Genomic DNA, 23936 nt, shown 5'->3' with positions numbered 1-23936 from the left:
GCCACAGCCCGGCCGCGGCGAGCCACGCCGCCGGGCCGCAGACGAACCACGGCACGCCGGCCACGCCTCAGGCCTCCCCGCTTCGAAGCGGACCGGCGTTGCTGCGTGCATCGGCCGTGGAGTGGCGCATCCGGACGCTCCGCGGCCACAACCGCGGCCGCCTGCGGCCGGCCACCCTGAAACGGGCAGCCGGTCACAAGGTCAACGCAATAGTCGTGCCAGTCCGGCGCACGGTCAGTCGGTCCCGTGGTGCTTGCCCTGCCACGGGCGGTACCACTCGCGCAGGCGGACCAGGTCGGCCTCCATGTCGTGGCTGGTCGCAAATGGTGGCCCGATCCCGATCACCCGGTCGGGATAGTGGAAGTACACCGGCAGGACCGGCACCTGGGCGGCGTGCGCGATCTTCCAGAAGCCGGTCTTCCAGCGCGCCACCGGCTTACGGGTGCCTTCGGGTGCGATCCCGAGCCAGAACCGGTCGGCGCCCCGGAACTGCTGGGCCATCTGCCCGACCACGCCGCTGGCCGCCCCGCGGTTGATCGCGATGATGCCCAGCGCGCGCATCAGCGGACCCAGCGGTCCCCAGAACAGCTGATGCTTGCCGAGGATGCGTATATCGAGCCCGAGAGCCAGTTTGGCCGCAAAGCCCCAGATGCCGTCCCAGTTGGACGAGTGTGGCGCACCGATCAGCACCACGCGCGGCAGGTCGGGGAACTCCCCCACCACGCGCCAGCCACCGAGCCGCAACACGCTGCGGCCGATCCACCGGGACAGGCGGTGGCGCGGCACGCGAGGGACGCTCGGTGGCAACGACGGCACAATGTCGTCGGTCGGTGGATGCATCGTTCGGTGTCAGTCCCAGTCGCGCCCAGCGCGCCCCTGCTTGATCGTACTGCGTTCGCGCTTGCCGGCCAGGCGGCGCTCCCGCGAGCCGCGGGTCGGCTTGGTCGCGACGCGTTTTTTTGGCGCGTGCAGGCCGGCCTCGATGAAGTGGGCGAGGCGTTCGCGCGCATCCTGGCGGTTGCGGTCCTGGGTGCGGAAGCGTTGCGCCGCCAGCACCAGCACGCCATCACCGGTGACGCGGCGGTCGCGCCGGGCCAGCAGGCGCTCGCGCACCGGCTCGGGCAGCGAAGGCGAGCTGGCGATGTCGAAACGCAACTCGACCGCGGTGGCGACCTTGTTGACGTTCTGCCCGCCGGGCCCGGCCGAGCGCACGAATCGTTCGACCAGCTCGGACTCGGGAATGCGGATGGCGCCGACCTCGATCATGCCGGTGATTCTAGGGCAGCGGGTCTGACGCCAGCGCACGCCACCCACCCCTGTAGGAGCGACGTAAGTCGCGACCTGTACATCGCCCCCAGCGTCCGGCGCGTCGCGACTTACGTCGCTCCTGCGGCGGGCGCTGCCTGCGGGATCTCGAACAGCGCGAGCGCCCGGGCGAATTGTGCATCCACCTGCGCACTCGCCTCGATACGCTCGCCCGTGTGCGGATGCACGAACGCCAGCCTTCGCGCGTGCAACAGCATCCGATGGATGCCCAGCATCCGGAACGCGCGGTTGTGGCGGCCGTCGCCGTGGCTGGTGTCGCCGATCAGGTGGTGCGAGGCGTGCTTGAGGTGGCGCCGGATCTGGCGAAAGCGGCCGGTTTCCGGGCGGGCCTCCAGCAAGGCATATCTCGAAGTGTCGAAGCCAGAGGACGGCCAGTCGCATTGCGCCCGGGCCAGCACGCGGAAGCGCGTCACCGCCGGTTTCTTCACCGGCTTGCCGGGACCGCCGTCGAGGTCGTGGTCGATGGTGAAGACGTCTTCTTCCGGCCATCCCCGGCAGACCGTCCAATAGTCCTTCTCGACCTCGCGCGACATCAGCACCTTGCCGAGCGCGGACGCGGTGTCACGATCGAACGCGCACAGCAGGCATCCGCTGGTCGCGCGGTCGAGGCGGTGCACCAGGAAGATCGGTCGGCCGAACTGCACCCGCAGCCGGTCGGCGACGAAATCGCTCTCGCCGCGCGCCAGCGCACTGTCATGGACCATCAGCCCGGCGGGCTTGTTGACGACCGCGAGCCACTCATCGCGATGCAGCACCTCGAGCGCGAGCGCGGCGGGGTCGACGGTCATGCGCCCGACCCACGCGGACAACCGTCGTGCATTGCGCGCGCCTGCAGGAGCGACGTAAGTCGCGATCGGCAGCCGAAACGGGCGCACGATTCCACGATCGCGGCTGAAGCCGCTCCTACCCGGGCGCGGGCCCGTGCGACGGCAACCACCTGCTACCGCCGCGGCCAGGCGGCGAGCAAGGCCCACAGCCCGCCGAGACCGGCGATCCACGATGCGGCCGGCACGGACCACAAGGTCGGCCCACCCGACTCCAACCCGTACAGCACCGCGGCGGCGACCAGCAGGCCGGTGCCGAGGATCGCGGCGACGGTGCGCTTCTGCGCTTCGCGCACGGTGCGGGTGAGCTCTGCCAGGTCGTTGGAGCGCATCCGCAGCTCGTGCCGGCCCTCGACCTGCTGGGTCAGCCAGGCATGCAGCAACCGCGGCATCTCCGGTGCATGCGTGACGAGCTCGGGCAGGCGCTTGCGGAACTCGCCCAGCAGCCGATTCGGGCTGTAGCGCTCGACCAGGATCCGCTCCAGCACGGGTCGCGCCACCGCCCAGATGTCGATCCCAGGGTCGAGCTGGCGGCCGACGCCCTCGATGTTGAGCAGCGTCTTCTGCAACAGGATCAATTGCGGCTGCAGGGTCAGCTCGTAGCGCTGCGCCATCCGGAACAGCTTGATCAGTACCTCGGCCAGCGAGATCTCGCTCAGCGGACGGGTGAAGTACGGCTCGCAGACGGCGCGGGCGGCGGCCTCGAGTTCGTCGATGCGGATGTGGCCGGGCATCCAGCCGGCGCGCACGTGCAGCTCGGCGATGCGGCGATAGTCGCGGTTGAAGATCGCCATGAAGTTCTCGGCGAGGTAGTACTGATCCTCGTCTGACAACTGGCCCATGATCCCGAAGTCGAGCGCGATGAAGCGCGGGTTGGTCTTGCGCGCCGGGTCGCTGTCGACCCAGATGTTGCCGGCGTGGGCGTCGGCGTGGAAGAAGTTGTCGCGGAACACCTGGGTGTAGAACACCCGCACGCCCTTGGCGGCCAGCACCTTGCGGTCGATCCCGGCGGCGTCGAGCGCGGCGATGTCGTCGGACGGGATGCCGCGCACGCGCTCCAGGGTCAGTGCCCGGTCGCCGGTGTGGCTCCAGATGACCTCGGGCACGTACAGGTCGGGGCTGTCCTGCCAGAACCGCCGCAGCACGCTGGCGTTGGCGCCCTCGCGCTGGAGGTCGAGTTCGGCCGCCAACGTGCCTTCGATCTCGCGCACGATCTCGCGCGGGCGGATTTTGTCGGCATTCGGGTGGGTGCGCTCGACCACGCCGGCAATCGCGCCCAGCAGCGCGATGTCCTGCGCGATCTGGCGCTTGATGCCGGGACGCAGCACCTTGACCACCACTTCGCGCGGGCCCCGGTTTCCAACCGCGGGCAGTGTCGCCGCATGCACCTGTGCGATCGACGCCGAAGCAAGCGGGGTGGTGTCGAAGCTGGCGAATGCCTCGGCCACCGGCCGCTCGAGCGCGGCCTCGACGATCGCGCGCGCGGCCTGCCCGTCGAACGGGGCAACGCGATCCTGCAGCAGCGACAGTTCGTCGGCGACGTCGGGCGGAACCAGGTCACGCCGGGTCGAGAGGATCTGCCCGAACTTGACGAAGATTGGCCCCAGCTCCTGCAGCGCCAGCCGCAGCCGGGCACCGCGGGGCATCGCCGCGATCTCGGCCGACGCGCGCGGCACGAACGGGCGGGCGAGCTTGAGCCAGCGCTCGACCGGTGTGTCGTCGAGCAGGTCGTCGAGCCGGTAGCGCAACAGGACCCGGCCGATCCGCCAGGCGCGCACGAACGACTTCATCCGGCGCTCCCGACGCGCGCGCGCAGGCGGTCGATGCGCGCGGCGGCGCGGTCGACGTCGTCGCGCAACACGTCGACGTCGTCGTGGAAGGCGTCGAGCTCGGTCCGCGGCACGACGTCGCGCGACTCCTCGGTCACGTATTCGGCCGCGGTGCCGGCGAGTTCGGTCGCGACCACGCGGGCCTGACGCAGGCCGGCGGAGATCGCGTTGGCAACCTGCACGCCCAGTACGTCGCCGAACACGCGCGCGAAGGGCTGCTGCCAGTCGGGATCGAACCGTTCGGCCAGGCGCTGCAGGCGTCGGGCCAGGTCGGCGTCGCCTTCTATCCGCAACTGGCCGACCGGCGGCGCGTCATCGTTCCGCAGGAACGGCAACTGCGAGAGCAGCCCGCCGATCGTGCTGCGCACCGAGAGGTCCGGCGCGTCGCCATCCTCCACCGGACCGACCCGCAGCGCATCGCCGTCCACGCGGACCTGCAGGGCCAGCGGTGGCGATGCCAGGCGCAGCGCGACCCGGCGGCCGTCGAGTGCACGCAGCGCTTCGCGGGTGTCGGGGTCCAGCGCCAGGGTACGGTTGAGCGCGACCTCCAGCGCCTGTCCGGCGAGGGGCTTGAGCCTGGCGAGCGGGTGGCGCGGGGGACTGGCTTCGGTCATCGGCGCATTCTAGCGGGGCGGCGGGGAAAGGCCCGGTGCACGGTTGTACCGGCGCCGATCGCGGCTGAAGCCGCTCCTACGGCGTGGGGTGCCAGGCCTCTCGGAGGCGGGCGAGGGCCTCGTCAAAGCCCACCGGAGGCACGTAACCGAAGTCGCGCCGCGCCGGGCCCATGTCGTACCAGTGCGGGGTGACCAGCTGCTCGGCGAGGAAGCGCGTCAATGGCGGCTCGCCCTTGAGCGGCAATGCACCCCACAGCGCTTCGCAGGCGGCGCCGATGGCGTAGGCGAGGCCGAACGGTACGGTCCTGTCGACCGTGGGCGCACCCACCGCGGCAAGCAGCGCGTTGATGGTCCCGCGCATGGTGCGCGGGTCGCCGTTGCTGATGAAGTAGGCGCGGCCGGCGCACGCGGCGCCCGGCGCGAGCGCGTCGAACGCGTCGAAATGCGCCTGTGCGGCGTTGTCGATATAGGTGGTGTCGACCAGGTTGTGGCCGTCGCCGACCAAACGCAGCCGGCCGGTCCGGGCGCGCTCGGCCAGCCGCGGCAGGAGCTGGTTGTCGCCCGGCCCCCAGATCAGCCGCGGGCGCAGGGCGACGGTGGCGAGCGTTGCATCGTTGGCCGCCAGCACTTCCTTTTCGGCGATGGTCTTGGTGGTGGCATACGGCGCCTTGAAGCCCTCGCCATACGGCACCTCGTCGGCGCCGAGGCCCTCGACCGGGTGCGTCGCCCGGTGGGTGACGCTGGGGGTGGAGGTGTACACCAGGCGGCCGATGCGATGGGTGCGGCAGGCGTCCAGCACGTGCCGCGTGCCCAGCACGTTGGCGCGGTGGTAGTCCTCGTACGGCCCCCACGCGCCAGCCTTGGCCGCATTGTGGAAGACCACTTCGCAGCCGTCGGCGGCGGCGATGACGGCGTCGCGGTCGGCCAGGTCGCCGCGGACCTGGGCGACCCCGATCGCGTCGAGTTCCGGGTAGTGCCCGCGGTTGAAGCTGGCGACCTCATGGCCGCGGGCGCGCAGGCCGCGGCACAGGGCCTGGCCGAGGAAGCCGCCACCGCCGGTGACCAGGATCTTCAATGGGTGCCTCCGTGTTCGTGCAGGTTCGGTGGGAGCGGACTTCAGGCGCGATCGAAGGCCCAGTGGTGGCTCGCGATATCCGATCGCGGCTGAAGCTGCTCCTACGAGGGCAGCCGCTTCTGCGCCCAGGCGGCCAGCGTCTCACGGCCGATCTTGGCGTTGTGACGGATGTCGACGGGGAATCCCGGATGCCGCAGGAAGCGATCGATCCCGGCGGTGTGCGGGTGAGCGGCGCCGATGCGGCGCAAGTCGCGTTCGATGCCGGACCACTCGCCGCGCGCTACGCCCTCGGCCAGTTCGACGCACAGCACCGGCGTCCGTGCGCCGGCGTCGCCGACACCGACCAACGCGGTCCGGCGCACCTTCGGGTGGGTGTTGAAGACAGGCTCGACCTGCTCGGTAAACAGCGTGCCTGACGCGGTCGCGACCCGGTGCGACTTGCGGCCGCAGAACCACAGCCGGCCCTCGGCGTCGAAGTAGCCCACGTCGCCCATGCGATGCACGACGCGATCACCGCCCGGGGTGTGCTCGCTGATCTTCGCCAACCGCGTCTGTGCGTCGCGGTTGAAGTAACTGTCGGTCGCGGTCGGCCCGGCGACGGTGATCTCGCCGACTTCGCCCGCCGGCAGTTCGCGTGCGTCGTCCCAGCGCGCGATCGCCTCGTCGGTGATGGCGATGATGCGGACCTCGTTGGGCGGCACCGGACGGCCGACGCAGGTACCGGCGCCGGCCTCGGTCGCCACGCGCGTGGCCTGCAGCTCGCGGCCTTCGACCAGCGCGACCGGCAGGCATTCGGTGGCGCCGTACGGCGTCCAGAATTCCGCGCCTTCCGGCAGCAACGCACGCAGGCTGGCGACCACCTCGGCCGGCACCGGCGCGCCGGCCGACATCACCCTTCGCACTGTCGGCAGGGGTGCACCGTGCCGGGCGAGCACCGCCATCAGGGCGGGCGAGCCGAACAGCTGGTCGACCCCGAACCGCGCAATCGCGTCGTGCAGGCGACGCGGGTCGGCACGGGCGGGACGCGTCGGGTCCATGTCCGGGATCACCGACGTCAGCCCCAATGCCGGGTCGAACAGCGCGAATGGCGGGAACGTCGGCAGGTTGACCCCGCCCGGCGCGATGCCGAACGCCTCGCCGAGCATGGCCGCCTGCGCCACGAAATGACGGTGGCGGTAGACCACCCCCTTGGGCACCCCGGTCGAGCCGCTGGTGAACAGGATCGCGGCAACGTCGTCCGGCGCGGTGTCGGCCAGTTGCGGCCCCGCACCAACCCNCATGGCCGCCTGCGCCACGAAATGACGGTGGCGGTAGACCACCCCCTTGGGCACCCCGGTCGAGCCGCTGGTGAACAGGATCGCGGCAACGTCGTCCGGCGCGGTGTCGGCCAGTTGCGGCCCCGCACCAACCCCCGCCGCCTCGACATCGGCCAGGGTGGTGTCCGCCAGCCATGCGCGGGCACCGGTGGTGACCCGCACGCTGGCCGACCGCGCCCATCCCAGCAGCCGCCGCGCGAGGTGCGCCAGCGGGATGCCGACGAACGCCTCCGGCCGCGCCTCGTCCAGGCATTGCCGCAGCGCGCGCTTGTCGATGCCCGGGTCGACCAGCACCGGCACCGCGCCGGCCTTGAAGAGCGCGAACATCAGCAGGAAGAACGCCGGTGACGGCCGCACCATCACCACGGTGCGGGTGCCGCGCACCACGCCGTGCGCGGCCAGGCCGGCGGCGATCGCATCGCTGCGCGCGTCGAGCTCGCCGTAGGTCAGGGTGACGTCGTAACGCGCCATGCCGTCGAGTCCACGCCCGCCGGGGCAACGCATCGCAATGCGGTCCGGCGACTCGGCAGCCAGCCGCGGCAGCGCGGCAGCGATGTTGCAGGGGGCGGTCATGGCGCCATTGTCGCCGCTGGCGCAGGCCGGGCGAAGCCGCGCGCGCCAACACCTGCCTGAACCGTTGGCCCCGCGCGCGATACCGATCGCCACGGGGGGCTTGCGCGCGGCCGTGGAAACCGCAAAATCGCCGCCCCGATTCCGGCGTCCTCCCGGCCGCCCGGGCCCACCGGCTTGCGCCCGTGAACCATCCCTGCCTGAGCTGCGGCGCCTGCTGCGCCCACTTCCGCGTCGGCTTCCACTGGTCGGAGACCGAACCCATGATGGGCGGCACCGTGCCGGCCGGACTGACCGCGCGGCTCGACCCGCACCGCGTCTACATGCGCGGCACCTGGTCGCCCGCACCGCGCTGCATCGCCCTGGATGCCGAGATCGGCGTATGGGCACGCTGCACCATCCACCCGGACAAGCCGAGCGTGTGTCGCGAGGTGCTCGCGTCCTGGGAGTTCGGCGCGCACAGCCCGCAGTGCGACAAGGCCCGCATCGCCCACGGCCTGGCACCGCTCACCCCCGCCGACTGGCACGACGACGGCGACATCGCCGCCTGACCGCATCACGCGATCGGGTGCGTGTCCAGGAACGCGCGGATGGCCGGCACGAGCACCTCGTGCCGGTCTTCCAGCACGTAATGGCCGGCGTCGTCGAACGCATGCACGTCCGCCTCCGGCAGCGCGCGGCGGAACCCGTCCAGGAAGTGCCGGTCGAACACGAAGTCCTTCAACCCCCAGCCGATGAAGGCCGGGCGGTCGGCGAACCCGTGCAGTCGCCGGCCGGCCTCCGCCACCAGCGGCCACGCCGGGTCGCCCTCGCGCAGCGGAATGTCCTGCATGAAGCGCAGCGTGCTGATCGCGTTGCGCCAGCCGTTGTAGGGAGCGATGTAGCCCCGCCGCACATCCGCCGGGAGCACGCGCTCCGTCCCCAGCCACGCGGCCCCGCGCGCGAACAGGTTGAACCGCCGGATCAGCCAACCGCCGATGCGCGAGTCACGACCGAGCGACAACTGCCACGGCATCGGCTTGGCCGACGGCAGCGGAAACGCCGCGGTGTTGAGCACCACCAGCCGGCGCACCTGCGCCATGTGCGACAAGGCCCAGCCAAAACCGATCATCCCGCCCCAGTCGTGCACCGCCAGCGTGACCGGGCCGGTGATGCCCAGGTGCACGAGCAGGGCATCGAGATCGTCCACGCGCGACTGCAACGTGTAGTCGTAGCGCGGCGACGCACCGGCCGCGTCATCGGGCCGGTCGGACAGACCCATGCCGACGTGGTCGGGCACGATGCAGCGGTAGCGGTCACTCAAGCCCGCGACGAGGTGGCGCCAGTAGAAGCTCCACGACGGATTGCCGTGGAGCATCACCACGATCTCGCCGTCGCGCGGGCCCTCGTCGAGGTAGCTCATCCCGATGCCGGGGCGTACTTCGAAGCGGCAGGGAGTGAAGGTGAAATCGGGAAGAACGGAAGGAATCATCGGCTCAACGGCGGCTGGTCAAGGGGCGTATTGTCTGCCGAGAGGCGAACGAAGGCAGCTTTGGCCGTCGGCGCGGCGTCCGGGGCCCTGTCGGACGCCGGTTCCACGATCGCGACTTACGTCGCTCCTACGGTGGCCGGTTGGCGGCGGGGCGCGTGCGCTGCATACGTATTCACCACGCGCGGGGCGATGCTGCGGTGCGGCTGCGCGCTAGCGTGGCGGGGTTGCTGGCCGGCGGGGAGACCGGAGCTTGGATTCGAATGCATTGCAGGTGGCGGTGTTCGTCGCGTTGACCGCGCTGGTCGCGCTGCTGACGTGGTGGCGTTGCCGGCGGGCGGTGCACAGCGCCAACGCCTCGCGTGACTACTTCCTCGCCGGCGGCACCCTGGCCTGGCCGTTCATCGCCGGGTCGCTGCTGCTGACCAACCTGAGTGCCGAACAGATCGTCGGCATGAACGGCGCGCAGATGATGCTGGTTGCGTGGTGGGAGTTCGGCGCCGCCGCCGGCCTGCTGGTGCTGGCGCACGTGCTGGTACCGATGTACTACCGCCACGACTGCACCACCACCACCGAACTGCTGGAAAAGCGTCTCGGCGACCCGGCGCTGCGGCGGGTGGTGTCGGTGCTGTTCCTGGCCGGCTACATGTTCATCCTGCTGCCGGTGGTGCTGTACACCGGCGCGGTCTTCATGAAGTCGATGTTCGGGTTGGAGTGGTCGATTGCCACCATCGCGGCGCTGTTCGCCGCCGGTGGGTTGGCCTACGCCGCGTTTGGCGGGCTGCGCGCGATCGCCATCTCCGACACCTGGAACGGCATCGGCCTGCTGGTGATGGGCGTGGCGGTGACGCTGTTCGCGCTGGCGGCGGTCGACTGGGACCTGTCGGGCGTCCCGGCCGAGCGCTGGACGCTGGTCGGCGACAGCGATTCCGACATCCCCTGGCACACACTGCTGACCGGGATGGTGTTCATCCACATCTTCTACTGGGGCACCAACATGGTCATCGCCCAGCGCGCGTTGGCCGCGCGTTCGGTGCGCGAGGCCCAGAAGGGGATCTACGCCGCCGCGGCGTTCAAGCTGGTGACGCCGCTGCTGGTGATCCTGCCGGGCGTGATCGCCTACCAGCTCTACGGCGATGTCGGCGACGTGGCTTACGGGCGGCTGGTGGCTGACGTGTTGCCGGACTGGCTGTCGGGCGCGTTCGCGGCGGTGATTGCCGGGGCGGTGCTGTCGAGCTTCAACTCCTGCCTCAACTCGGCGTCGGCGCTGTACACCTGCGACATCCACCTGGCAAAGGTGAACCCGGATGCCGACGCGCGGCGGATCGGGCAGCGGGTCGCGCTGGTGTTCGCTGCGGTGTCACTGGCGATGGTGCCGCTTTACCAGCATGCCGAAAGCATCATTGCCACCCTGCAGCAGCTCAACGGCCTCTACTCCATGCCGGTGCTTGCGGCCTTCATCGTCGCGGTGCTGTTCAAGCGCATCGACTCGCGCGCGGTCCGCGGCGGGCTGGTGTTCGGCGCGGCGCTGTATGCGGTATTCACCTTCGCGTGGACCCCGCTGCATTACATCCACCTGATGTTCATCACCCTGGTGGCGACGGTGTCGTTGACGTGGGTGTTGGGGCGCGTGCTGGACGGCCGAAGCGCCGTAGCCCTCGGCAAGGCGTGACCGCGCCGCATCCCGTAGGAGCGGCTTCAGCCGCGATCGAGAAAATGCGCTGGGGCCGACGACCCGATCGCGGCTGAAGCCGCTCCGACAAGGCGGACCGAAACCGCCTGGGTGTAGGAGCGACGTAAGTCGCGATCGTGGCTTCGTCGATTGCGGAATTCGGATCGTGACTTACGTCGCTCCTACAGTGGCTGGGTGGCGCAGGATGCGCGCGCGAGCGCGGTGATGCGCTGCCAGTCTCGCGCTTCGATCGCCTCCCGGGGCACCATCCACGAGCCACCAACGGTCATCACGTTGGGCAGCGTGCGATAGCGCAAGGCCGATGTCGCGTCGATGCCACCGGTCGGGCAGAACCGGGCCTGCGGGAAGGGGCCGGCGAAGGCGTTCAATGCCGCCACGCCGCCAGCGGCCTCGGCCGGGAAGAACTTGAAGCGGCGGTGGCCATGATCGAGACCGCGCATGAGCTCGCTCGCAGTCGAGATCGCCGGAATCCACGGCATGGGCTGACCCTCCGCGGCGGTGTAGAGCGCCTCGGTGGCGCCGGGCGAGATCGCGAACGCGGCGCCGGCCGCGGCGACCGCGTCCAGGTCGACCGGTGACAGCACGGTACCGGCACCGACAACGGCGCCGTCGACCTCCGCGGCGATCCGGGTGATCGCGGCCAGCGCGGCCGGAGTACGGAGGGTGACCTCAAGCACCGGCAGGCCGCCGTCGACGAGCGCGCGTGCGAGTGGCACGGCGTCGTCCAATCGCTCAATCGCGAGCACCGGCAATACCGGTGCGCGGGTCAGGATCGCGTCGATGGCGGCCGCGCGGTTGTCGTGGTCGATGCTGGTCATGGGGCGGCGTGCGTCCGGGTGAACCTGATCGGTGATGTTCCCGTAGGAGCGGCTTCAGCCGCGATTGTCCTGACGCCCGCAGTGCGGGTCGCGGCTGAAGCCGCTCCTGCGACGGCTCGGACCATCACGCCCGCAGCGCCACGGCGGCGCCGAGCAGGCCGGGGTTGGGGTGGGTCGCGACCTGCACCGACACCTGCTCCAGGTACGCGGCGAAGCGACCCTTTGCGAGGAAGCGCTCGCGGAACGCGCTGCTGCGCAGGAACGGAATGAAGCGCGGGACGATGCCGCCGGCGATCATCACCGTGCGCGCGCCGTGCACCAGCGCGACGTCGCCGGCGACGCTGCCGAGAATGGCGCAGAAGCGGGCGAGTGCGCGGCGCGCAACCACATCGTGCCCGTCGAGCGCCGCGGCGACCACCTCCGCCGGGTCGCGCAGCTGCAACGCACGACCGGTGTCGTCATCAAGCCCGCGGAGCACCGCATCGATGCAGGCCAGCCCGCTCCCCGACAGCACGCGCTCATACGAGGTGCGGCCGTGGCGTGCGTTCATCCAGCGCACGATCGCCTGCTCCTCTTCGCCCAGCGGGGCGAATGCGACGTGGCCGCCCTCGGTCTCGACCACGTGCCAGTCGCCCTCGCCTCCCACCAGCAGGCCGACGCCAAACCCGGTGCCGGGGCCGAGCACGCTGACCGGGCCCCGCAGCACATCGCCGGTCGGCCCGTACAGGGCGGTGCGGTCGGCGGGGCCGAGCGCCGGCACGGCCCAGCCGACCGCACCGAAGTCGTTGATCAGGCGCAGTTCGTCGAGCCCGAGCGCGACCTGCAGCTCGGCGCGGCTGAATGACCACGCCCGGTTGGTCAGGCGGATCTCGTCCCCGGTGATCGGGCAGGCCAGCGCGATCGCCGCGCGGCGCGGGCGCGCGTCCACCAGCGCAAGGTAGTGCTCGGCGGCGTGCTGCAGGCTCGCGAACCGTGCGTTCTCGAGCGCCTGCGGATGCAACAGTTCGGGCTCCGGCGCAGCCGGGTCGACCAGCGCGAAGCGGGCGTTGGTGCCGCCGATGTCGGCGATCAGCTCGAGGCGGTCCGCTGCCCTCACGCGACCTCCACTTGAGCGTCTTCGTGCAGGGTAACGAACAGGCTGCAGGCGCCCTGCTCGGCGGTGCCGGCGTTGGCACGCATCAGGCCGAACAGCTCGCGGCCCATGCCAGTCCGGCTCGACCGGTCGATGGTGCGGGCGGGTTCGCGCGCGCGCCACTCGGCCGCGTCCACCTGCGCGTCGAACGTGCCGGCGTCCGCGTCGATGCGCACCCGATCACCGTCACGCAACCGCGCGAGCGCGCCGCCGTCGATTGCTTCGGGGGTCACGTGGATTGCTGCGAGCACCTTGCCCGACGCGCCCGACATGCGCCCGTCCGTCAGCAGCGCGATGCGCTGGCCGCGGTCCTGCAGCACCCCGAGGGTCGGGGTGAGCTTGTGCAGTTCAGGCATGCCGTTGGCGCGCGGCCCCTGCCCGCGCACCACGCAGACGAAGTCGCCTTCCAGCGTGCCGGCACGGAACGCGTCGAGCACTGCGTCCTGCGAGTCGAACACCCGCGCCGGCGCAGTGATCGATCGGTGCGCCGGCGCAACCGCCGACACCTTCACCACGGCCCGGCCCAGGTTGCCCGCCAGCCGGCGCAGTCCACCCTCGGCATCGAACGGCATCGCCACCCCGCGCAGCACCGAGGGGTCGAGCGAGGTCGCGGGCGGCGCGCGCCAGCGCAGCGCCAGGTCATCGAGCCAGGGTTCCATCGCCTGCTGGCGCAGGTCGCCGCCGTGTACGCAGGCGATGTCCGGATGCAGCAGCCCGGCGCCGATCAACTCGCCAATCGCGAAGCCCAGGCCACCGGCGGCGTGAAAATGGTTCACGTCGGCGCTGCCGTTGGGGTAGATCCGCGCGAGCAGCGGGGTGACCCGCGACAGCGCGTCGAGGTCGTCCCAGTCGATCGCGATGCCGGCCGCGCGCGCGATCGCGACGAGATGGATCGCGTGGTTGGTCGAGCCGCCAGTCGCGGCCAGTCCGACCATCGCGTTGACGATCGCCTTCTCGTCGACGGTGTGCGCGAGCGGGCGGTAGTCGTCGCCCAGGGCGGTGATGCGAAGCGCCTGTTCGGTGGCGGCGACGGTCAGCGCATCGCGCAGCGGCGTGCCGGGGTTGACGAAGGCGGTGCCCGGCATGTGCAGGCCCATCACCTCCATCAGCATCTGGTTGGAGTTGGCGGTGCCGTAGAAGGTGCAGGTGCCCGCGCCGTGGTAGCTGCGCGCCTCGGCCTCCAGCAACTCCTCGCGCGTGGCCCGCCCTTCCGCGTAGCGCTGGCGCACCGCCGCCTTGTCACGATTGGACAGGCCGGTGGTCATCGGCCCGGCCGGCACGAAGACCACCGGCAGGTGGCCGAAGGACAGTGCACCAATCAGCAGGCCCGGCACGATCTTGTCGCACACACCCATCAGCAGCGCGGCGTCGAACATGTCGTGGCTCAATGCGACCGCGGTCGCCAGCGCGATGGTGTCGCGCGAGAACAGCGACAGCTCCATGCCGGCGCGGCCCTGGGTGACCCCGTCGCACATTGCCGGCACGCCGCCGGCCACCTGCGCGCTGCCGCCGGCCGCCCGCGCGGCGGCACGGATCAGGTTGGGGTACTGCTCCAGCGGCTGGTGGGCCGACAGCATGTCGTTGTAGGCGGTGACGATGCCGATGTTGCCGGCATGGCCGCCACGCAGTGCCGGCTTGTCCTCGCCGGAGGCGGCAAAGCCGTGGGCGAGGTTGCCGCAGCTCAGCGCAAGCCGCGCGGGCGTGCGGGCTGGCGACTGCGCACGCGCCTCGTCCATCCGCCGCAGGTAGTCGCCGCGGGTGTGGCGGCTGCGTTCGATGATGCGCGCGGTGACGCGCTCGACGGTGGGGTGCAGGCTCATCACGGGCTCCAATGTACGTGCACCGGCGCGGTGGCCGCGTCGAGGACGGCGGCGACCGGCGGCCGCGCGTTCTTCGCACCCGACGCGAGCGCGCGTTGCAGCACGTCGCGCTTGTCACCGGTGATCACCAGGTACAGCGCGCGGGTGCGCAGCAGGCGCGCCGCGGTCAGGCTGATGCGGGGATACGGCGCCTGCGCCGGCAACGGCTGCGGGTCGATTCGGCAGGCATCGGCGGGACCGTCCGGATCCAGCGCCTCGACCAGCTGTGGTGCGCCGGGGAACAGCGACGCCACGTGCGCGTCGCCGCCCATGCCGAGCAGCACCGCGTCGAACGGCTCAGGGTAGCCCGCCAGCAGGTCGCGCGCAGCCCGTTCGGAGCGCTCGGGGTCGCCGTCCTCCGTGGTCAGGCTGGCCAGCCGCACGCCGGCGGCGGCAGCGAACGCCTCGCCCAGCGCGCGCACGTTGCAGGCCGGATGGTCGTGCGGCACGCCGCGCTCGTCCGTCGGCAGCAACAGCACCTGCGACCACGGCAGCGGCGCGGCGGCCAGGCGACGATACAGCGGCAACGGCGTCTGCCCGCCCGCAAGCGCAAGCACCGCGCGGCCGCGGCGGGCGATGGCCGCTTCGCAGGCGAGCCTCAACTCCTCCGCCAGCGCCGCGGCCAGTGTCTCGGCGCTGTCGTGGATATGTTCGAAGCGGCCGGTCATCGCCATGCTCACTCGCGCCAGGCGTGGCCGTGCCGCTCGGCCAGGGTGACCGCACGCGACGGCCCCCAGGTCCCGGCGGGGTACGGCCGCGGGGTGATGCCGGCCTGGCGCCAGCCCTCGTGGATCGCATCGATCCACTGCCACGCGGCCTCGGTCTCGTCGCGCCGCACGAACAGCGTGCCGTTGCCCTCGATTGCATCGAGGTACAGCCGCTCGTAGGCAAGGCGGCGGCGGTGGCTGGCGAACTGCTCCTGCATGTCCAGGTCCAGCGCGACCTGCGACAGCTGCAGGCCGTTGCGGTCCAGCCCCGGCGTCTTGTGCATCATCCGCAGCTCGATGCGCTCCTCCGGCTGCAGCCGGATCACCAGTGCGTTGGGCTGCAGCGGCGCGCCCCCGTGATCGAAGATCGAGTGCGGCACGGCGCGGAACTGCAGGTAGATCTCGGTGCAGCGCTGCGGCATGCGCTTGCCGGTGCGCAGGTAGAACGGCACGCCCTTCCAGCGCCAGTTGTCGACCTGCGCGCGCAGCGCGACGAAGGTCGCGGTCGCACTGCCGCGGCCAAGCTCGTCCAGGTAGCCCGGCACCGCCAGGCCGCCGACGGCGCCGGCGGTGTACTGGCCGATGACGGTTTCCGCGGCGACTTCCTCCCGGCCGATCGGGCGAAGCGAGCGCAGCACCTTGATCTTCTCGTTGCGCACCGCGGTCGGCTCGAACTGCGACGGCGGCTCGATCGCGACCAGGCACAGCAGCTGCAGCAGGTGGTTCTGCAGCATGTCGCGGCTGGCGCCGGACTCGTCGTAGTAGTCCCCCCGCCCTTCCACCCCGACGGTCTCGGCCACGGTGATCTGCACCTGCTCGACGTGGCGCGCGTTCCACAGCGGCTCGAACAACGCGTTGCCGAAACGCAGCGCCAGCAGGTTCTGTACGCCTTCCTTGCCCAGGTAGTGGTCGACCCGGAACACGCGGTCCTCGTCGAACACACGGGCAACGCCGTCGTTGATGGCGGTGGCGCTGGCGAGGTCGTGGCCGAGCGGCTTCTCCAGCATCACCCGGGTGCCTGGGCCGGCGACGCCGTGTGCGGCGAGTGCGTCGCAGACAGGTGCATACCAGCGCGGTGCGGTGCTCAGGTGGAAGACGGCGTCACCGCCGTCGCGCAAGCGGGAGATGGTGTCGCACAGCGACGCAAGCGAGGCGGCGTCATCGAGCGCAGCCGGCTGGTACTGGATGCGCTGCAGCAGCGCGGCCAGTGCGTCGGGATCGCGGTCACTGGCTGGGACCTGCTCCTCGATCGCCTCCGCGACAAGCGCGCGGAACCCGTCGGTGTCGAGCGCGCTGCGCGCGGTGCCCAGGACCCGCAGCGTCGATGGCAACAGGCCGTCACGCTCGAGCCCATGCAGGGATGGCAGCAGCATGCGCCGGGCCAGGTCGCCGGTGGCGCCGAAGATGGTCAACAACGAGGCGGGTGTACCGGTCACGTCGCAGGTCCGTGCAGTGGATCCGCAGCGTACTGCCGGTGATCACCGGGTGGCGGCTGCATACGTTTGCAGCACGCCGGCGCGCCTGCGATACGTCAGGGGAGCGCTGTCCCTCCCTGCACCCAGGCCCAGACAACGCCCGCCAGCAAGGCGAGCAATGCAAATCCACGTGACATCAATTCCGTGCGGTCCGGCCGCAGCGGCTTGTCCGGTTTCATGGCGCCATCCCCCTGTGTCCCCATCCCCACGGCGGCCTGCCTGCCGCGGGTCCCCGGGGCCTATCGAACGCCAGTGGCAGACGCCCGTCTGCGATCCGGGTCACAAGCCGGCAACTTGCCAGGGACCCGGGGGGCTCAGTGCGTGCGGTGACTCCGCCGTGCCTGTGACGTGGCGCCTGCCGGAGCGTCACCGGCGGCAGCCGCACCGGCCGGTTCGCTCGCGGCGGTGGACACCGGCACCGCCAGCCTGGCCATCGGATCCACGCGCGGTTCGCGCCCGGGTTGGGGCGGCCGCATGCCCGGTGGGACATGCCAGCTGTGTACGCGCGGCTTCACGACGCCACCTGGCCGTACGGCGGCTCCGGCGCCAGCATCGCGCGCGGGCGGCGGTAGTTCCAGGCGGTGTAGGCCCATTCGGCCACGCAGATCCAGTCGACCCGCAGGCGCGCGTAGTTGTTCGCCCAGCAGCGTGCCAGCGCCGGCTCGATCTCCGCCCACGGGCGGTCGCCGAAACACGCACGCGCCTCGATGCCGATGGTGCAGGCGGCGGCCTGCGCGGCGTCCCGGGACGTCTGGGACGCGGTCTTGCGGATGCTCTTCATCGACGACTCCGGGGGGCACGTGCCGCTTGGGGGAATCCACCCTAGGCCCGACGGTATTAAGTACCGGTCAATTCACAAAACTGGCCACGCCGGTGTCGATCAAGGTTTCAATCCCCCGCTTCGCACTTGGACGGCCCGCCCCGCTCAGGCCGATCCTGAACCTGCGATGTAGTTGCTGGACCCGCGGGTTCACAATTCAGTGGCGGTTTTGCCGCCGCTTGGATACTGCCGATGCCGAGCCGCGGCGCGCCTCCCCCGAATGCGCGACCGAGGCCGGACCAATCATCAAAAGAGGCCAAGACCTTCATGAAAAAGTCCCTGCTCGCCCTGACCCTGCTTGCGGCCCTGCCGTTCGCCGCCTCCGCCGCCGACGGCGTGTCCTACAACTATGTCGAGGGCGGCTACATCGCCAACGACGCGCTTGATTCCGACGGCTGGGCCATCAACGGTTCCGGCGCGATCGCCCCGAACTTCCACGTGTTCGGTGGCTACTCCGGCCAGAAGACCGACGACTTCAACGTCGGCGGCGTGCAGTTCGAAGGCGTCGATGTCGACCAGATGCGCCTCGGCCTGGGTTACAACCACGAGATCTCCCCGCGCGCCGACCTGGTGACCCGCGTCGCCTACGAGCGCTTCGAGGACGAGTTCGACAACAGCTTCAACGGCTACAGCGTCGAAGCCGGCGTGCGCGGCGCGCTCACCACCAACCTCGAGGGCTACGCGATGGCCGGCTACGAGGATGGCAACGACTACGACGGCGAGTTCTACGGCCGCGTCGGTGCGCAGGTGAAGTTCAACCCGATGTGGGGCATCAGCGGCGACGTCAAGCTCGTCGATGGCGATGCCGAGTACTTCATCGGACCGCGCATCACGTTCTAAGCGTCACCCCGCGTCATCGCGACAATCTCTCTCTCCCCCGAAATCGTCGCGATCAAGCCCCGGCTCCGGCCGGGGCTTTCTTTTTGGCGCGGCGCACTCAGCCGAACAGCGCGGTCGGGTACTCGGCCTTCTGCTCGCGCGCCATCAGCTGGCGCAGGCCCTCGCCGGGCGTTATCTCGCCGTGCAGCACTGCGTACACGGCTTCGGCGATCGGCAGTTCGACGCCGTGGCGGCGCGCCAGCCGCATGACCTCGTCGGCGGTCTGCACCGACTCGACCACCTGCCCGATCGCGGCGACCGCCTCGTCGATCGATTGCCCGCGGCCCAGTGCAAGGCCGAGCCGCCGGTTGCGCGACAGGTCACCGGTGCAGGTCAGCACCAGGTCGCCCAGTCCGGCCAGCCCCATCAGGGTCTCCGGCTGTCCGCCGAGCGCGCGGTTGAGCCGCAACATCTCGTTGAGGCCGCGGGTGATCAGGCCGGCCCGGGCATTGAGCCCGAGCTCCATGCCGTCGGCGACGCCGGTGGCCACCGCGAGCACGTTCTTCATCGCGCCACCCAGTTCGGCGCCCAGCATGTCCTCGCCGGTGTAGGCGCGGAAGCTCGGGCCGTGCAGCACCCCGGCCACCGACTGCGCGAACGCGGCCGTGTCGGAATGTACGGTCAGCGCGGTCGGCAGGCCGAGGGCGACCTCCTTGGCGAAGGACGGCCCGGTGACGACGGCGAGCGGCACGCCGGGGCCCAGCACCTCGGCCGCCACCTCGTGCAGGAAACGGCCGCTCCCCGGTTCGAAACCCTTGGTCGCCCACGACACGCCGGCCGCCTCCGGGCGGTGCGGCGCCAGCAGCCGCAGGGTGTCGGCGAACGCGTGCGACGGCACAGCGACCAGCACCAGGTCGGCGCCGGACAGTGCGGCCGCCAGGTCGGTGGTCGCGCGCAGGGTGTCGGGTAGCGGAATGCCGGGCAGGTAGCGGGTGTTCTGCTGGGCCTGGTCGATCATCGCGATGCCGGCCGCGTCGCGTCCCCACAGCACGGTGTGGTGGCCGTGCCGGGCGATCAGGGCCGCGAGCGCGGTCCCCCACGAGCCCGCGCCGAGCACCGCGACAGTCTGCGCGGGCTCGCTGTTCAGGCTGGAAACCATGCCGTGCCGGTCAGGCGTTGCCGCCGGTTTCCGCGTCGCTCAGTTCGCTGGCCTGCTTGGCCGCGCGCTGGCGCAGGCCCTCGGCATACAGCGCGTCGAAGTTGATCGGCTGCAGGAAGAACGGCGGGAAGCCGCCGGACTGCACCAGCGAGCTGATCAGCTGGCGGGCGTACGGGTACAGCATGTTCGGGCAGTGGGTGCCCAGCATGACGTCGAGCTGGGCGGGCTCGAAACCCGACAGGCCGAACACGCCGGCCTGCTTGACCTCAACCAGGTACATCGGCTTTTCGGCGGCGTTGCAGGTCAGGGTGATGCCGAGCACGACCTCGTAGGCGTTCTCGCCGAGGCGCTGGACGCTCTGGCTGAGGTTCATCTGCAGCTGCGGCTGGGCCTGCTCGTTGAACACCGCCGGGCCACCGGGCACTTCGAAGGAGACGTCCTTGGCGTAGATCTTCTCGACCGTGAACGCCGTCCCGGTGTTGCCGGCGGCGGCTTCGGCCGGCGCGACGGCGCCGTTGGTGGTTTCTTCGGACATCTCGGTGACTCCAGCGATAAGGCGGAAAGGATCGATTATGGCATGCGGCAATCAGCCAGCCATCGTTCAGGATGGGGGCTGCGAAGCCCGGCACAAGGGCCTGTCGGCGGGCTTGACGCCCGCGCTGCGGCGTCCGTCAGCCGCGGCCCTTGACCAGTGGCAGGTCGGCCTGCTGCCAGGCCTGGACGCCACCGTCGAGCCAGTAGACCTGCTCGAACCCGGCTTTCTTGAGGCGCTTGGCGGCACTGGCCGAGGCCTGGCCGGTCCGGCAGGTGACCACCACCGGCAGCGTCTTGGCGGCCGCCAGCATCTTGTTTTCGGGATCGAACTGGCTGGGCTGCACCGACTTGCTGCCGGCGATGTGGCCCTTCTGGAAATCGTTGGTCGAGGACAGGTCGACCACCAGCGCGTTGTCGCGGTTGATCAGTCCCGTCAGTTCGGCCGGGCGCAGCGCCTTGTATCCGCGGAACAGGCGGGCGACCTCGGTGTAGATGATCGCCACGGTCAGACCGGCAAGGCCGAGCGAGAGGTAGGGATGGCGGCCGGCGAAAGCCAGCAGTTCGTCAAGGGTCACGGCGGCGGGACTGCGGTTGGCGGGGGGCGGATTGTCGCAGAAATGCCGCCCGGTGCCCGCCGCACGGGCCGTCCGCGGTCAGTCCCCGTCCCAGAGGTCCGGCAACCCGCTCGTGATCCACCAGGCCTGCGCCTCCGGGTCCCAGCGCCAGGTCTCGCGGTAGCGCACCGCGCGCTCGGCCATGGTGTGGCGGTTGACCACGCCGATCTCGATGTCGCGCACCGCGGTGCCCGCCTCGACGTCACGGCTGGCGCCCAGGTCCCGGTAGCGGGTGATCTGGACCTGCTCGTAGCGCTCCAGTTCGAGGTCTGTCAACGGATCGGCCTCGCGCACGGCAGGGTCGACCAGGTTGGCGGCGCCGGTGAAATCGCCCCAGCGGATCGCGCCCGACCAGGCGTACTGGGCGGCATCCAGCGCGTTGGCGGCCTTGCCGGCGCTGGCGCAGGCCGACAGCAGTAGCACGAAAAGCAGCAGCAGGACCCGGAGGGTGGCGCCGGCAGTGGGCGCGGGGCGCCGGGGGGACAGCGATTGGGGCAGGCGCATGGGCGCTCCGGTCAGTGCAGTGCCGACATCCTAGCCGCGCCGGCGCTCAGGATTCAGCGACCGGCTTGGCGATGGCGACGTAGCGGGCCGTGAACGTGGTCGCCGGGCCGCCGTCGGGCAACGGCACGCTGGCCACCAGGTTTGCCCGGGCCCGGCCGCGCTGGCGCAGGGTCTGGATGAAGCCGTCCCAGTCGCTGTCGGGTCCCAGCGTGGCGGTGACCTGGATGTCGGAGAACAGCGGCGCGAGGTAGCGCACCTGGCTGTCGGCCACGTACACGTCGGCGGCGATGCCGGCGGCCTCGATCCGGAGCGATACCAGCCCCCACGAGGCCAGCGTCATCATCGAGGCGAGGCTGCCACCGAACGCACAGCCCTTGTCGTTGACGTGGCGCGACAGCGGCGCGGCCAGCTGCAGGCGCTCGCCGTCGTAACCGGCGATCGACAGGCCCATCGCGGCCACGGGCGGCATCGACTGGTAGTGGTGGCGAAGACGTTCGAGGGCGTCGGCGTGGGACATCGGCGAACGGGACCGGGTGGGCGCTTCAGGATAGGGCACTGCCGGCTTCACCGGCGGGTGGCTATGCTCCACCGCATGTCCATGGCCGCTCCCGACTGGTACCTGGTTTCGCTTCGACCGCGGGGCCAGCACGAACCGATGCGCAGCGCCGCCGCTCGGCACGGCGGCGGCGTGGTGGCGATCTCGCCGTGGGCGTTGCGCCGGCGCGACGACGAACATGTCGAGGCCACCCTGTCGATGGCGCTGGGGGCGCCGCGGGTGGTGTTTACCAGCCCGGCGGCGGTGCGCGCGGCGGCGGCGCTGCTGCCGTTGCGGCCGACCGAGCACCAACAGTGGTTTGCGGTCGGCAGCGGGACCGCCGCGGCACTGGCCGACGCGGGCGCGCGCGAGGTGGCCACGCCGGAGCGGATGGACAGCGAAGGCCTGCTGGCCCTGCCCGGACTGCAGGACATCGCACGCACCCGGATCGGACTGGTCACCGCGCCGGGCGGGCGCGGGACCCTGGTGCCGGCGTTCGAGGCCCGCGGTGCGACGGTCGTGCGTGCCGATGTCTACCATCGCCAGCCGCTGTCGCCCTCGCCCCGGGCGATGACCGCACTGCGCGAACTGCAACGGCCGGCAGTGCTGGCGGTATCGAGCGGCGAAGGCCTGCAACAGGTCCTGCTCAACCTGCCACCCGACCTCGCCAGCCGCCTGCGCGCGCTGCCGGTGGTGGCCGCCAGCGACCGGCTGGTCGAGCTTGCGGAGCGGCTGGGTTTCGACCGGGCCAGCCGCGCCCGTAGCGCGCGTCCGGCCGATCTTGCCGACGCCGCGGCAGCCGCGCTGCGCTGACGGCGGGGTACCGCCCTTCCGGTAGCATGCAAGGCCCTCCGCACGCACCGCCGCCGTGACCCCGATCCCTGACGAGACAACCCCCGCGCGGCGCCGCAGCGGCAGTGCCTGGCCCCTGCTGTTGATGCTGCTCGCCGTGTTGCTGTCGGCCGCGGGCTGGTACGGCTGGCAGCGCTGGCTGCGGTACCAGGCCGCCGAGGCTGCCGAGGCCGACGCCGCGGTGCTGGTGGACGCGCTCGACCAGCGGGTGGATGCTTTGCGCCGCGACCAGCGCGCGCAGGCACAGCGCCTGCAGCAGGCCGACGCCACCAACCGGGTGCTGCGCGACGAGCTGCTCGGCCTGGGCGAGCGCTCGGCGATCATCGAGGACAGCTTCGCCCGCTTCGCCGACCCCGACCGCCACGGCGCCCAGGCGCTGCGGCTGGACGAAGCCGAGCTGTTGCTGTCGCTCGGCCAGCAGCGCTTGCTGATCGCCGGTGACCTCGACGCCGCGCGCCGCGCCTACGCGCTGGCCGGTGGCGTGCTGGCGGGAGTGGACGACCCCGCGTACCTGAGCCTGCGCCAGACATTGCAGCAGGAGCGCGCCGCGCTGGAGGCGCTCGTGGCCGAACCCCGCGCGATCGCACTGGCCCGGCTGGACGCATTCGCCCAGTCGGTGACCGCGCCCCAGCGGCAGGCGCGCAACCCGACGTCCACCGAACAGCCCTGGTGGCGGCGTGCGTTTGCCGGCATCGTCGATGCGCAACCGAGCGATTCGGTGGTCGCGGTGCAGCCGGCCGACGTGGCCGCGGCCAGGGCCGGGTTCCAGCTCGAGGTCAGCCTCGCCCGCGCCGCCGCCGAGCGCCGCGATGTCGACGGCTACCGCGCCGCACTGCAGCGGGCCGGCGACTGGCTGGCACGACTCGAACCCGACCGCCCAGCGCGCGACAACGGCCTGGCGCAGCTGGAGCGCATCGCTGCGATGCCGCTTTCACTTTCGCTTCCGACCCTGGGCAGCACGCTGGGGCAACTGCGCCAGTTGCGCGCCACCCGCGAGGAACCCCGATGAGCCTGTTCCGCAACCTGCTGATCCTGATCGTCCTGGTGCTGGTGGGCGCGCTGGTCGCGCAACTGCTGGTGCAGGATCCGGGCTACGTGCTGGTGCGCTACCGCGGGATGGACTACACCACCACCCTCGCCGCCGCCGTGCTGATCGGGCTGGGGGCGCTGCTGGCGCTGTGGCTGGTGTGGAAGATGCTGAGCATGCCGCTGGTCGCATTGCGCAGGCGCCGCGAGCGCGCCGTCCGTGCGCGCTTCACCGACGGCCTGGAAGCCCTGCACCTGGGCCACTGGCAGCGCGCCGAACGGCTGCTGGACGAAACCGCGCGCCACCCGGCGGCCGACGACGACGGGGTCACCGCGATCGCGCGGGTGGGTGCCGCGCGCGCCGCGG

The 23936-nt window shown here is 71.2% G+C and carries 25 protein-coding genes; 6 read left to right on the top strand and 19 right to left on the bottom strand.

Annotation, left to right across the window (positions count from 1 at the left end):
• Window positions 1–234: 234 nt before the first annotated feature.
• The 7 genes from ACKVMH_RS07880 to ACKVMH_RS07850 all read right to left on the bottom strand — a co-directional run bounded on the left by ACKVMH_RS07880 (window position 235) and on the right by ACKVMH_RS07850 (window position 7557).
• Window positions 235–840: a lysophospholipid acyltransferase family protein gene (locus tag ACKVMH_RS07880; RefSeq protein ID WP_412699876.1), complete on the bottom strand. Its 606-nt coding sequence runs from the start codon at window positions 838–840 to the stop codon at window positions 235–237.
• Between the two features lie 9 nt (window positions 841–849).
• The gene (gene arfB / locus ACKVMH_RS07875; RefSeq protein ID WP_215218973.1) at window positions 850–1266 is read right to left on the bottom strand and encodes an alternative ribosome rescue aminoacyl-tRNA hydrolase ArfB; all 417 of its coding nucleotides are present in this window, start codon (window positions 1264–1266) and stop codon (window positions 850–852) included.
• A gap of 110 nt (window positions 1267–1376) precedes the next feature.
• Complete coding sequence (locus tag ACKVMH_RS07870; protein ID WP_412699875.1) at window positions 1377–2114, bottom strand: pseudouridine synthase; 738 nt, start codon at window positions 2112–2114, stop codon at window positions 1377–1379.
• Window positions 2115–2266: 152 nt separating this feature from the next.
• Window positions 2267–3940: a ubiquinone biosynthesis regulatory protein kinase UbiB gene (ubiB, locus tag ACKVMH_RS07865; RefSeq protein WP_412699874.1), complete on the bottom strand. Its 1674-nt coding sequence runs from the start codon at window positions 3938–3940 to the stop codon at window positions 2267–2269.
• Entirely contained in the window at window positions 3937–4593 is a 657-nt protein-coding gene (locus ACKVMH_RS07860) for a ubiquinone biosynthesis accessory factor UbiJ (RefSeq protein ID WP_412699873.1), read from the bottom strand. The genes ubiB and ACKVMH_RS07860 overlap by 4 nt, the downstream gene beginning before the upstream one ends.
• 76 nt (window positions 4594–4669) lie before the next feature.
• Window positions 4670–5668, bottom strand: coding sequence for a 2-alkyl-3-oxoalkanoate reductase (oleD, locus tag ACKVMH_RS07855; RefSeq protein WP_412699872.1), 999 nt, complete (start codon window positions 5666–5668; stop codon window positions 4670–4672).
• Between the two features lie 101 nt (window positions 5669–5769).
• Entirely contained in the window at window positions 5770–7557 is a 1788-nt protein-coding gene (locus ACKVMH_RS07850; protein ID WP_412699871.1) for a fatty acid CoA ligase family protein, read from the bottom strand.
• Between the two features lie 182 nt (window positions 7558–7739).
• On the opposite strand from ACKVMH_RS07850, the gene ACKVMH_RS07845 reads away from it, so the two are divergent.
• The gene (locus ACKVMH_RS07845) at window positions 7740–8105 is read left to right on the top strand and encodes a YkgJ family cysteine cluster protein (protein ID WP_412699870.1); all 366 of its coding nucleotides are present in this window, start codon (window positions 7740–7742) and stop codon (window positions 8103–8105) included.
• 5 nt (window positions 8106–8110) lie between these two features.
• Here ACKVMH_RS07845 and ACKVMH_RS07840 read toward each other — a convergent pair whose 3' ends face one another.
• Entirely contained in the window at window positions 8111–9025 is a 915-nt protein-coding gene (locus ACKVMH_RS07840) for an alpha/beta fold hydrolase (protein ID WP_412699869.1), read from the bottom strand.
• Window positions 9026–9275: 250 nt separating this feature from the next.
• Here ACKVMH_RS07840 and ACKVMH_RS07835 point away from each other — a divergent pair, with 250 nt between their 5' ends.
• Complete coding sequence (locus ACKVMH_RS07835; RefSeq protein WP_412699868.1) at window positions 9276–10694, top strand: solute:sodium symporter family transporter; 1419 nt, start codon at window positions 9276–9278, stop codon at window positions 10692–10694.
• Window positions 10695–10876: 182 nt separating this feature from the next.
• On the opposite strand, the gene eda is transcribed toward ACKVMH_RS07835, so the two are convergent.
• The 6 genes from eda to ACKVMH_RS07805 all read right to left on the bottom strand — a co-directional run bounded on the left by eda (window position 10877) and on the right by ACKVMH_RS07805 (window position 17487).
• Window positions 10877–11533 (bottom strand): bifunctional 4-hydroxy-2-oxoglutarate aldolase/2-dehydro-3-deoxy-phosphogluconate aldolase, encoded by a 657-nt coding sequence (eda, locus tag ACKVMH_RS07830; protein WP_412699867.1) that lies wholly within the window; start codon window positions 11531–11533, stop codon window positions 10877–10879.
• A gap of 124 nt (window positions 11534–11657) precedes the next feature.
• Window positions 11658–12629 (bottom strand): glucokinase, encoded by a 972-nt coding sequence (gene glk / locus ACKVMH_RS07825; RefSeq protein ID WP_412699866.1) that lies wholly within the window; start codon window positions 12627–12629, stop codon window positions 11658–11660.
• Entirely contained in the window at window positions 12626–14485 is a 1860-nt protein-coding gene (gene edd / locus ACKVMH_RS07820; protein WP_412699865.1) for a phosphogluconate dehydratase, read from the bottom strand. The genes glk and edd overlap by 4 nt, the downstream gene beginning before the upstream one ends.
• Entirely contained in the window at window positions 14485–15192 is a 708-nt protein-coding gene (pgl, locus tag ACKVMH_RS07815) for a 6-phosphogluconolactonase (protein WP_412699864.1), read from the bottom strand. The genes edd and pgl overlap by 1 nt, the downstream gene beginning before the upstream one ends.
• 8 nt (window positions 15193–15200) lie before the next feature.
• A complete protein-coding gene (zwf, locus tag ACKVMH_RS07810; protein ID WP_412699863.1) occupies window positions 15201–16667 on the bottom strand; it encodes a glucose-6-phosphate dehydrogenase in 1467 nt (488 codons plus the stop codon).
• Window positions 16668–17217: 550 nt separating this feature from the next.
• Window positions 17218–17487 carry a hypothetical protein gene (locus tag ACKVMH_RS07805; RefSeq protein WP_412699862.1) on the bottom strand — a complete coding sequence of 90 codons (270 nt, stop codon included), beginning with the start codon at window positions 17485–17487 and terminating at the stop codon, window positions 17218–17220.
• 306 nt (window positions 17488–17793) lie between these two features.
• Between ACKVMH_RS07805 and ACKVMH_RS07800 the strand changes: the two genes are divergently transcribed.
• The gene (locus tag ACKVMH_RS07800; RefSeq protein WP_215219178.1) at window positions 17794–18366 is read left to right on the top strand and encodes a porin family protein; all 573 of its coding nucleotides are present in this window, start codon (window positions 17794–17796) and stop codon (window positions 18364–18366) included.
• A 97-nt stretch (window positions 18367–18463) separates the two neighbouring features.
• Here ACKVMH_RS07800 and ACKVMH_RS07795 read toward each other — a convergent pair whose 3' ends face one another.
• From ACKVMH_RS07795 to ACKVMH_RS07775, 5 genes are all read right to left on the bottom strand, one after another.
• Window positions 18464–19504, bottom strand: coding sequence for an NAD(P)H-dependent glycerol-3-phosphate dehydrogenase (locus tag ACKVMH_RS07795; RefSeq protein WP_412699861.1), 1041 nt, complete (start codon window positions 19502–19504; stop codon window positions 18464–18466).
• Between the two features lie 10 nt (window positions 19505–19514).
• A complete protein-coding gene (secB, locus tag ACKVMH_RS07790) occupies window positions 19515–20039 on the bottom strand; it encodes a protein-export chaperone SecB (RefSeq protein WP_215219176.1) in 525 nt (174 codons plus the stop codon).
• Window positions 20040–20175: 136 nt separating this feature from the next.
• Complete coding sequence (locus tag ACKVMH_RS07785) at window positions 20176–20613, bottom strand: rhodanese-like domain-containing protein (protein WP_215219175.1); 438 nt, start codon at window positions 20611–20613, stop codon at window positions 20176–20178.
• 78 nt (window positions 20614–20691) lie between these two features.
• Window positions 20692–21156, bottom strand: a complete 465-nt coding sequence (locus ACKVMH_RS07780) for a hypothetical protein (protein WP_412699860.1) — start codon at window positions 21154–21156, stop codon at window positions 20692–20694.
• Window positions 21157–21202: 46 nt separating this feature from the next.
• The gene (locus tag ACKVMH_RS07775; RefSeq protein ID WP_412699859.1) at window positions 21203–21673 is read right to left on the bottom strand and encodes a YiiD C-terminal domain-containing protein; all 471 of its coding nucleotides are present in this window, start codon (window positions 21671–21673) and stop codon (window positions 21203–21205) included.
• 81 nt (window positions 21674–21754) lie between these two features.
• Between ACKVMH_RS07775 and ACKVMH_RS07770 the strand changes: the two genes are divergently transcribed.
• From ACKVMH_RS07770 to ACKVMH_RS07760, 3 genes are all read left to right on the top strand, one after another.
• Window positions 21755–22504 (top strand): uroporphyrinogen-III synthase, encoded by a 750-nt coding sequence (locus ACKVMH_RS07770; RefSeq protein WP_412699858.1) that lies wholly within the window; start codon window positions 21755–21757, stop codon window positions 22502–22504.
• Window positions 22505–22568: 64 nt separating this feature from the next.
• The gene (locus tag ACKVMH_RS07765; protein ID WP_412699877.1) at window positions 22569–23552 is read left to right on the top strand and encodes a uroporphyrinogen-III C-methyltransferase; all 984 of its coding nucleotides are present in this window, start codon (window positions 22569–22571) and stop codon (window positions 23550–23552) included.
• The coding region (locus tag ACKVMH_RS07760; RefSeq protein WP_412699857.1) for a heme biosynthesis HemY N-terminal domain-containing protein at window positions 23549–23936 on the top strand (388 nt) is incomplete at its 3' end. The genes ACKVMH_RS07765 and ACKVMH_RS07760, both read left to right, overlap by 4 nt.

Origin of the sequence: Lysobacter zhanggongensis, from assembly GCF_046638635.1 — a bacterium.
Taxonomy (GTDB): domain Bacteria; phylum Pseudomonadota; class Gammaproteobacteria; order Xanthomonadales; family Xanthomonadaceae; genus Novilysobacter; species Novilysobacter luteus.
Note: the sequence above shows the minus strand (reverse complement) of the source record. Positions and strands in the feature narration are given on the sequence as shown.

Coding starts and splice junctions, on each gene's coding strand:
- ACKVMH_RS07880 (WP_412699876.1), bottom strand. CDS start 840: ATGCATCCACCGACCGACGACATTGTGCCGTCGTTGCCACCGAGCGTC.
- arfB (WP_215218973.1), bottom strand. CDS start 1,266: ATGATCGAGGTCGGCGCCATCCGCATTCCCGAGTCCGAGCTGGTCGAA.
- ACKVMH_RS07870 (WP_412699875.1), bottom strand. CDS start 2,114: ATGACCGTCGACCCCGCCGCGCTCGCGCTCGAGGTGCTGCATCGCGAT.
- ubiB (WP_412699874.1), bottom strand. CDS start 3,940: ATGAAGTCGTTCGTGCGCGCCTGGCGGATCGGCCGGGTCCTGTTGCGC.
- ACKVMH_RS07860 (WP_412699873.1), bottom strand. CDS start 4,593: ATGACCGAAGCCAGTCCCCCGCGCCACCCGCTCGCCAGGCTCAAGCCC.
- ACKVMH_RS07840 (WP_412699869.1), bottom strand. CDS start 9,025: ATGATTCCTTCCGTTCTTCCCGATTTCACCTTCACTCCCTGCCGCTTC.
- eda (WP_412699867.1), bottom strand. CDS start 11,533: ATGACCAGCATCGACCACGACAACCGCGCGGCCGCCATCGACGCGATC.
- edd (WP_412699865.1), bottom strand. CDS start 14,485: ATGAGCCTGCACCCCACCGTCGAGCGCGTCACCGCGCGCATCATCGAA.
- pgl (WP_412699864.1), bottom strand. CDS start 15,192: ATGACCGGCCGCTTCGAACATATCCACGACAGCGCCGAGACACTGGCC.
- ACKVMH_RS07805 (WP_412699862.1), bottom strand. CDS start 17,487: ATGAAGAGCATCCGCAAGACCGCGTCCCAGACGTCCCGGGACGCCGCG.
- ACKVMH_RS07800 (WP_215219178.1), top strand. CDS start 17,794: ATGAAAAAGTCCCTGCTCGCCCTGACCCTGCTTGCGGCCCTGCCGTTC.
- ACKVMH_RS07795 (WP_412699861.1), bottom strand. CDS start 19,504: ATGGTTTCCAGCCTGAACAGCGAGCCCGCGCAGACTGTCGCGGTGCTC.
- secB (WP_215219176.1), bottom strand. CDS start 20,039: ATGTCCGAAGAAACCACCAACGGCGCCGTCGCGCCGGCCGAAGCCGCC.
- ACKVMH_RS07780 (WP_412699860.1), bottom strand. CDS start 21,156: ATGCGCCTGCCCCAATCGCTGTCCCCCCGGCGCCCCGCGCCCACTGCC.
- ACKVMH_RS07775 (WP_412699859.1), bottom strand. CDS start 21,673: ATGTCCCACGCCGACGCCCTCGAACGTCTTCGCCACCACTACCAGTCG.
- ACKVMH_RS07770 (WP_412699858.1), top strand. CDS start 21,755: ATGGCCGCTCCCGACTGGTACCTGGTTTCGCTTCGACCGCGGGGCCAG.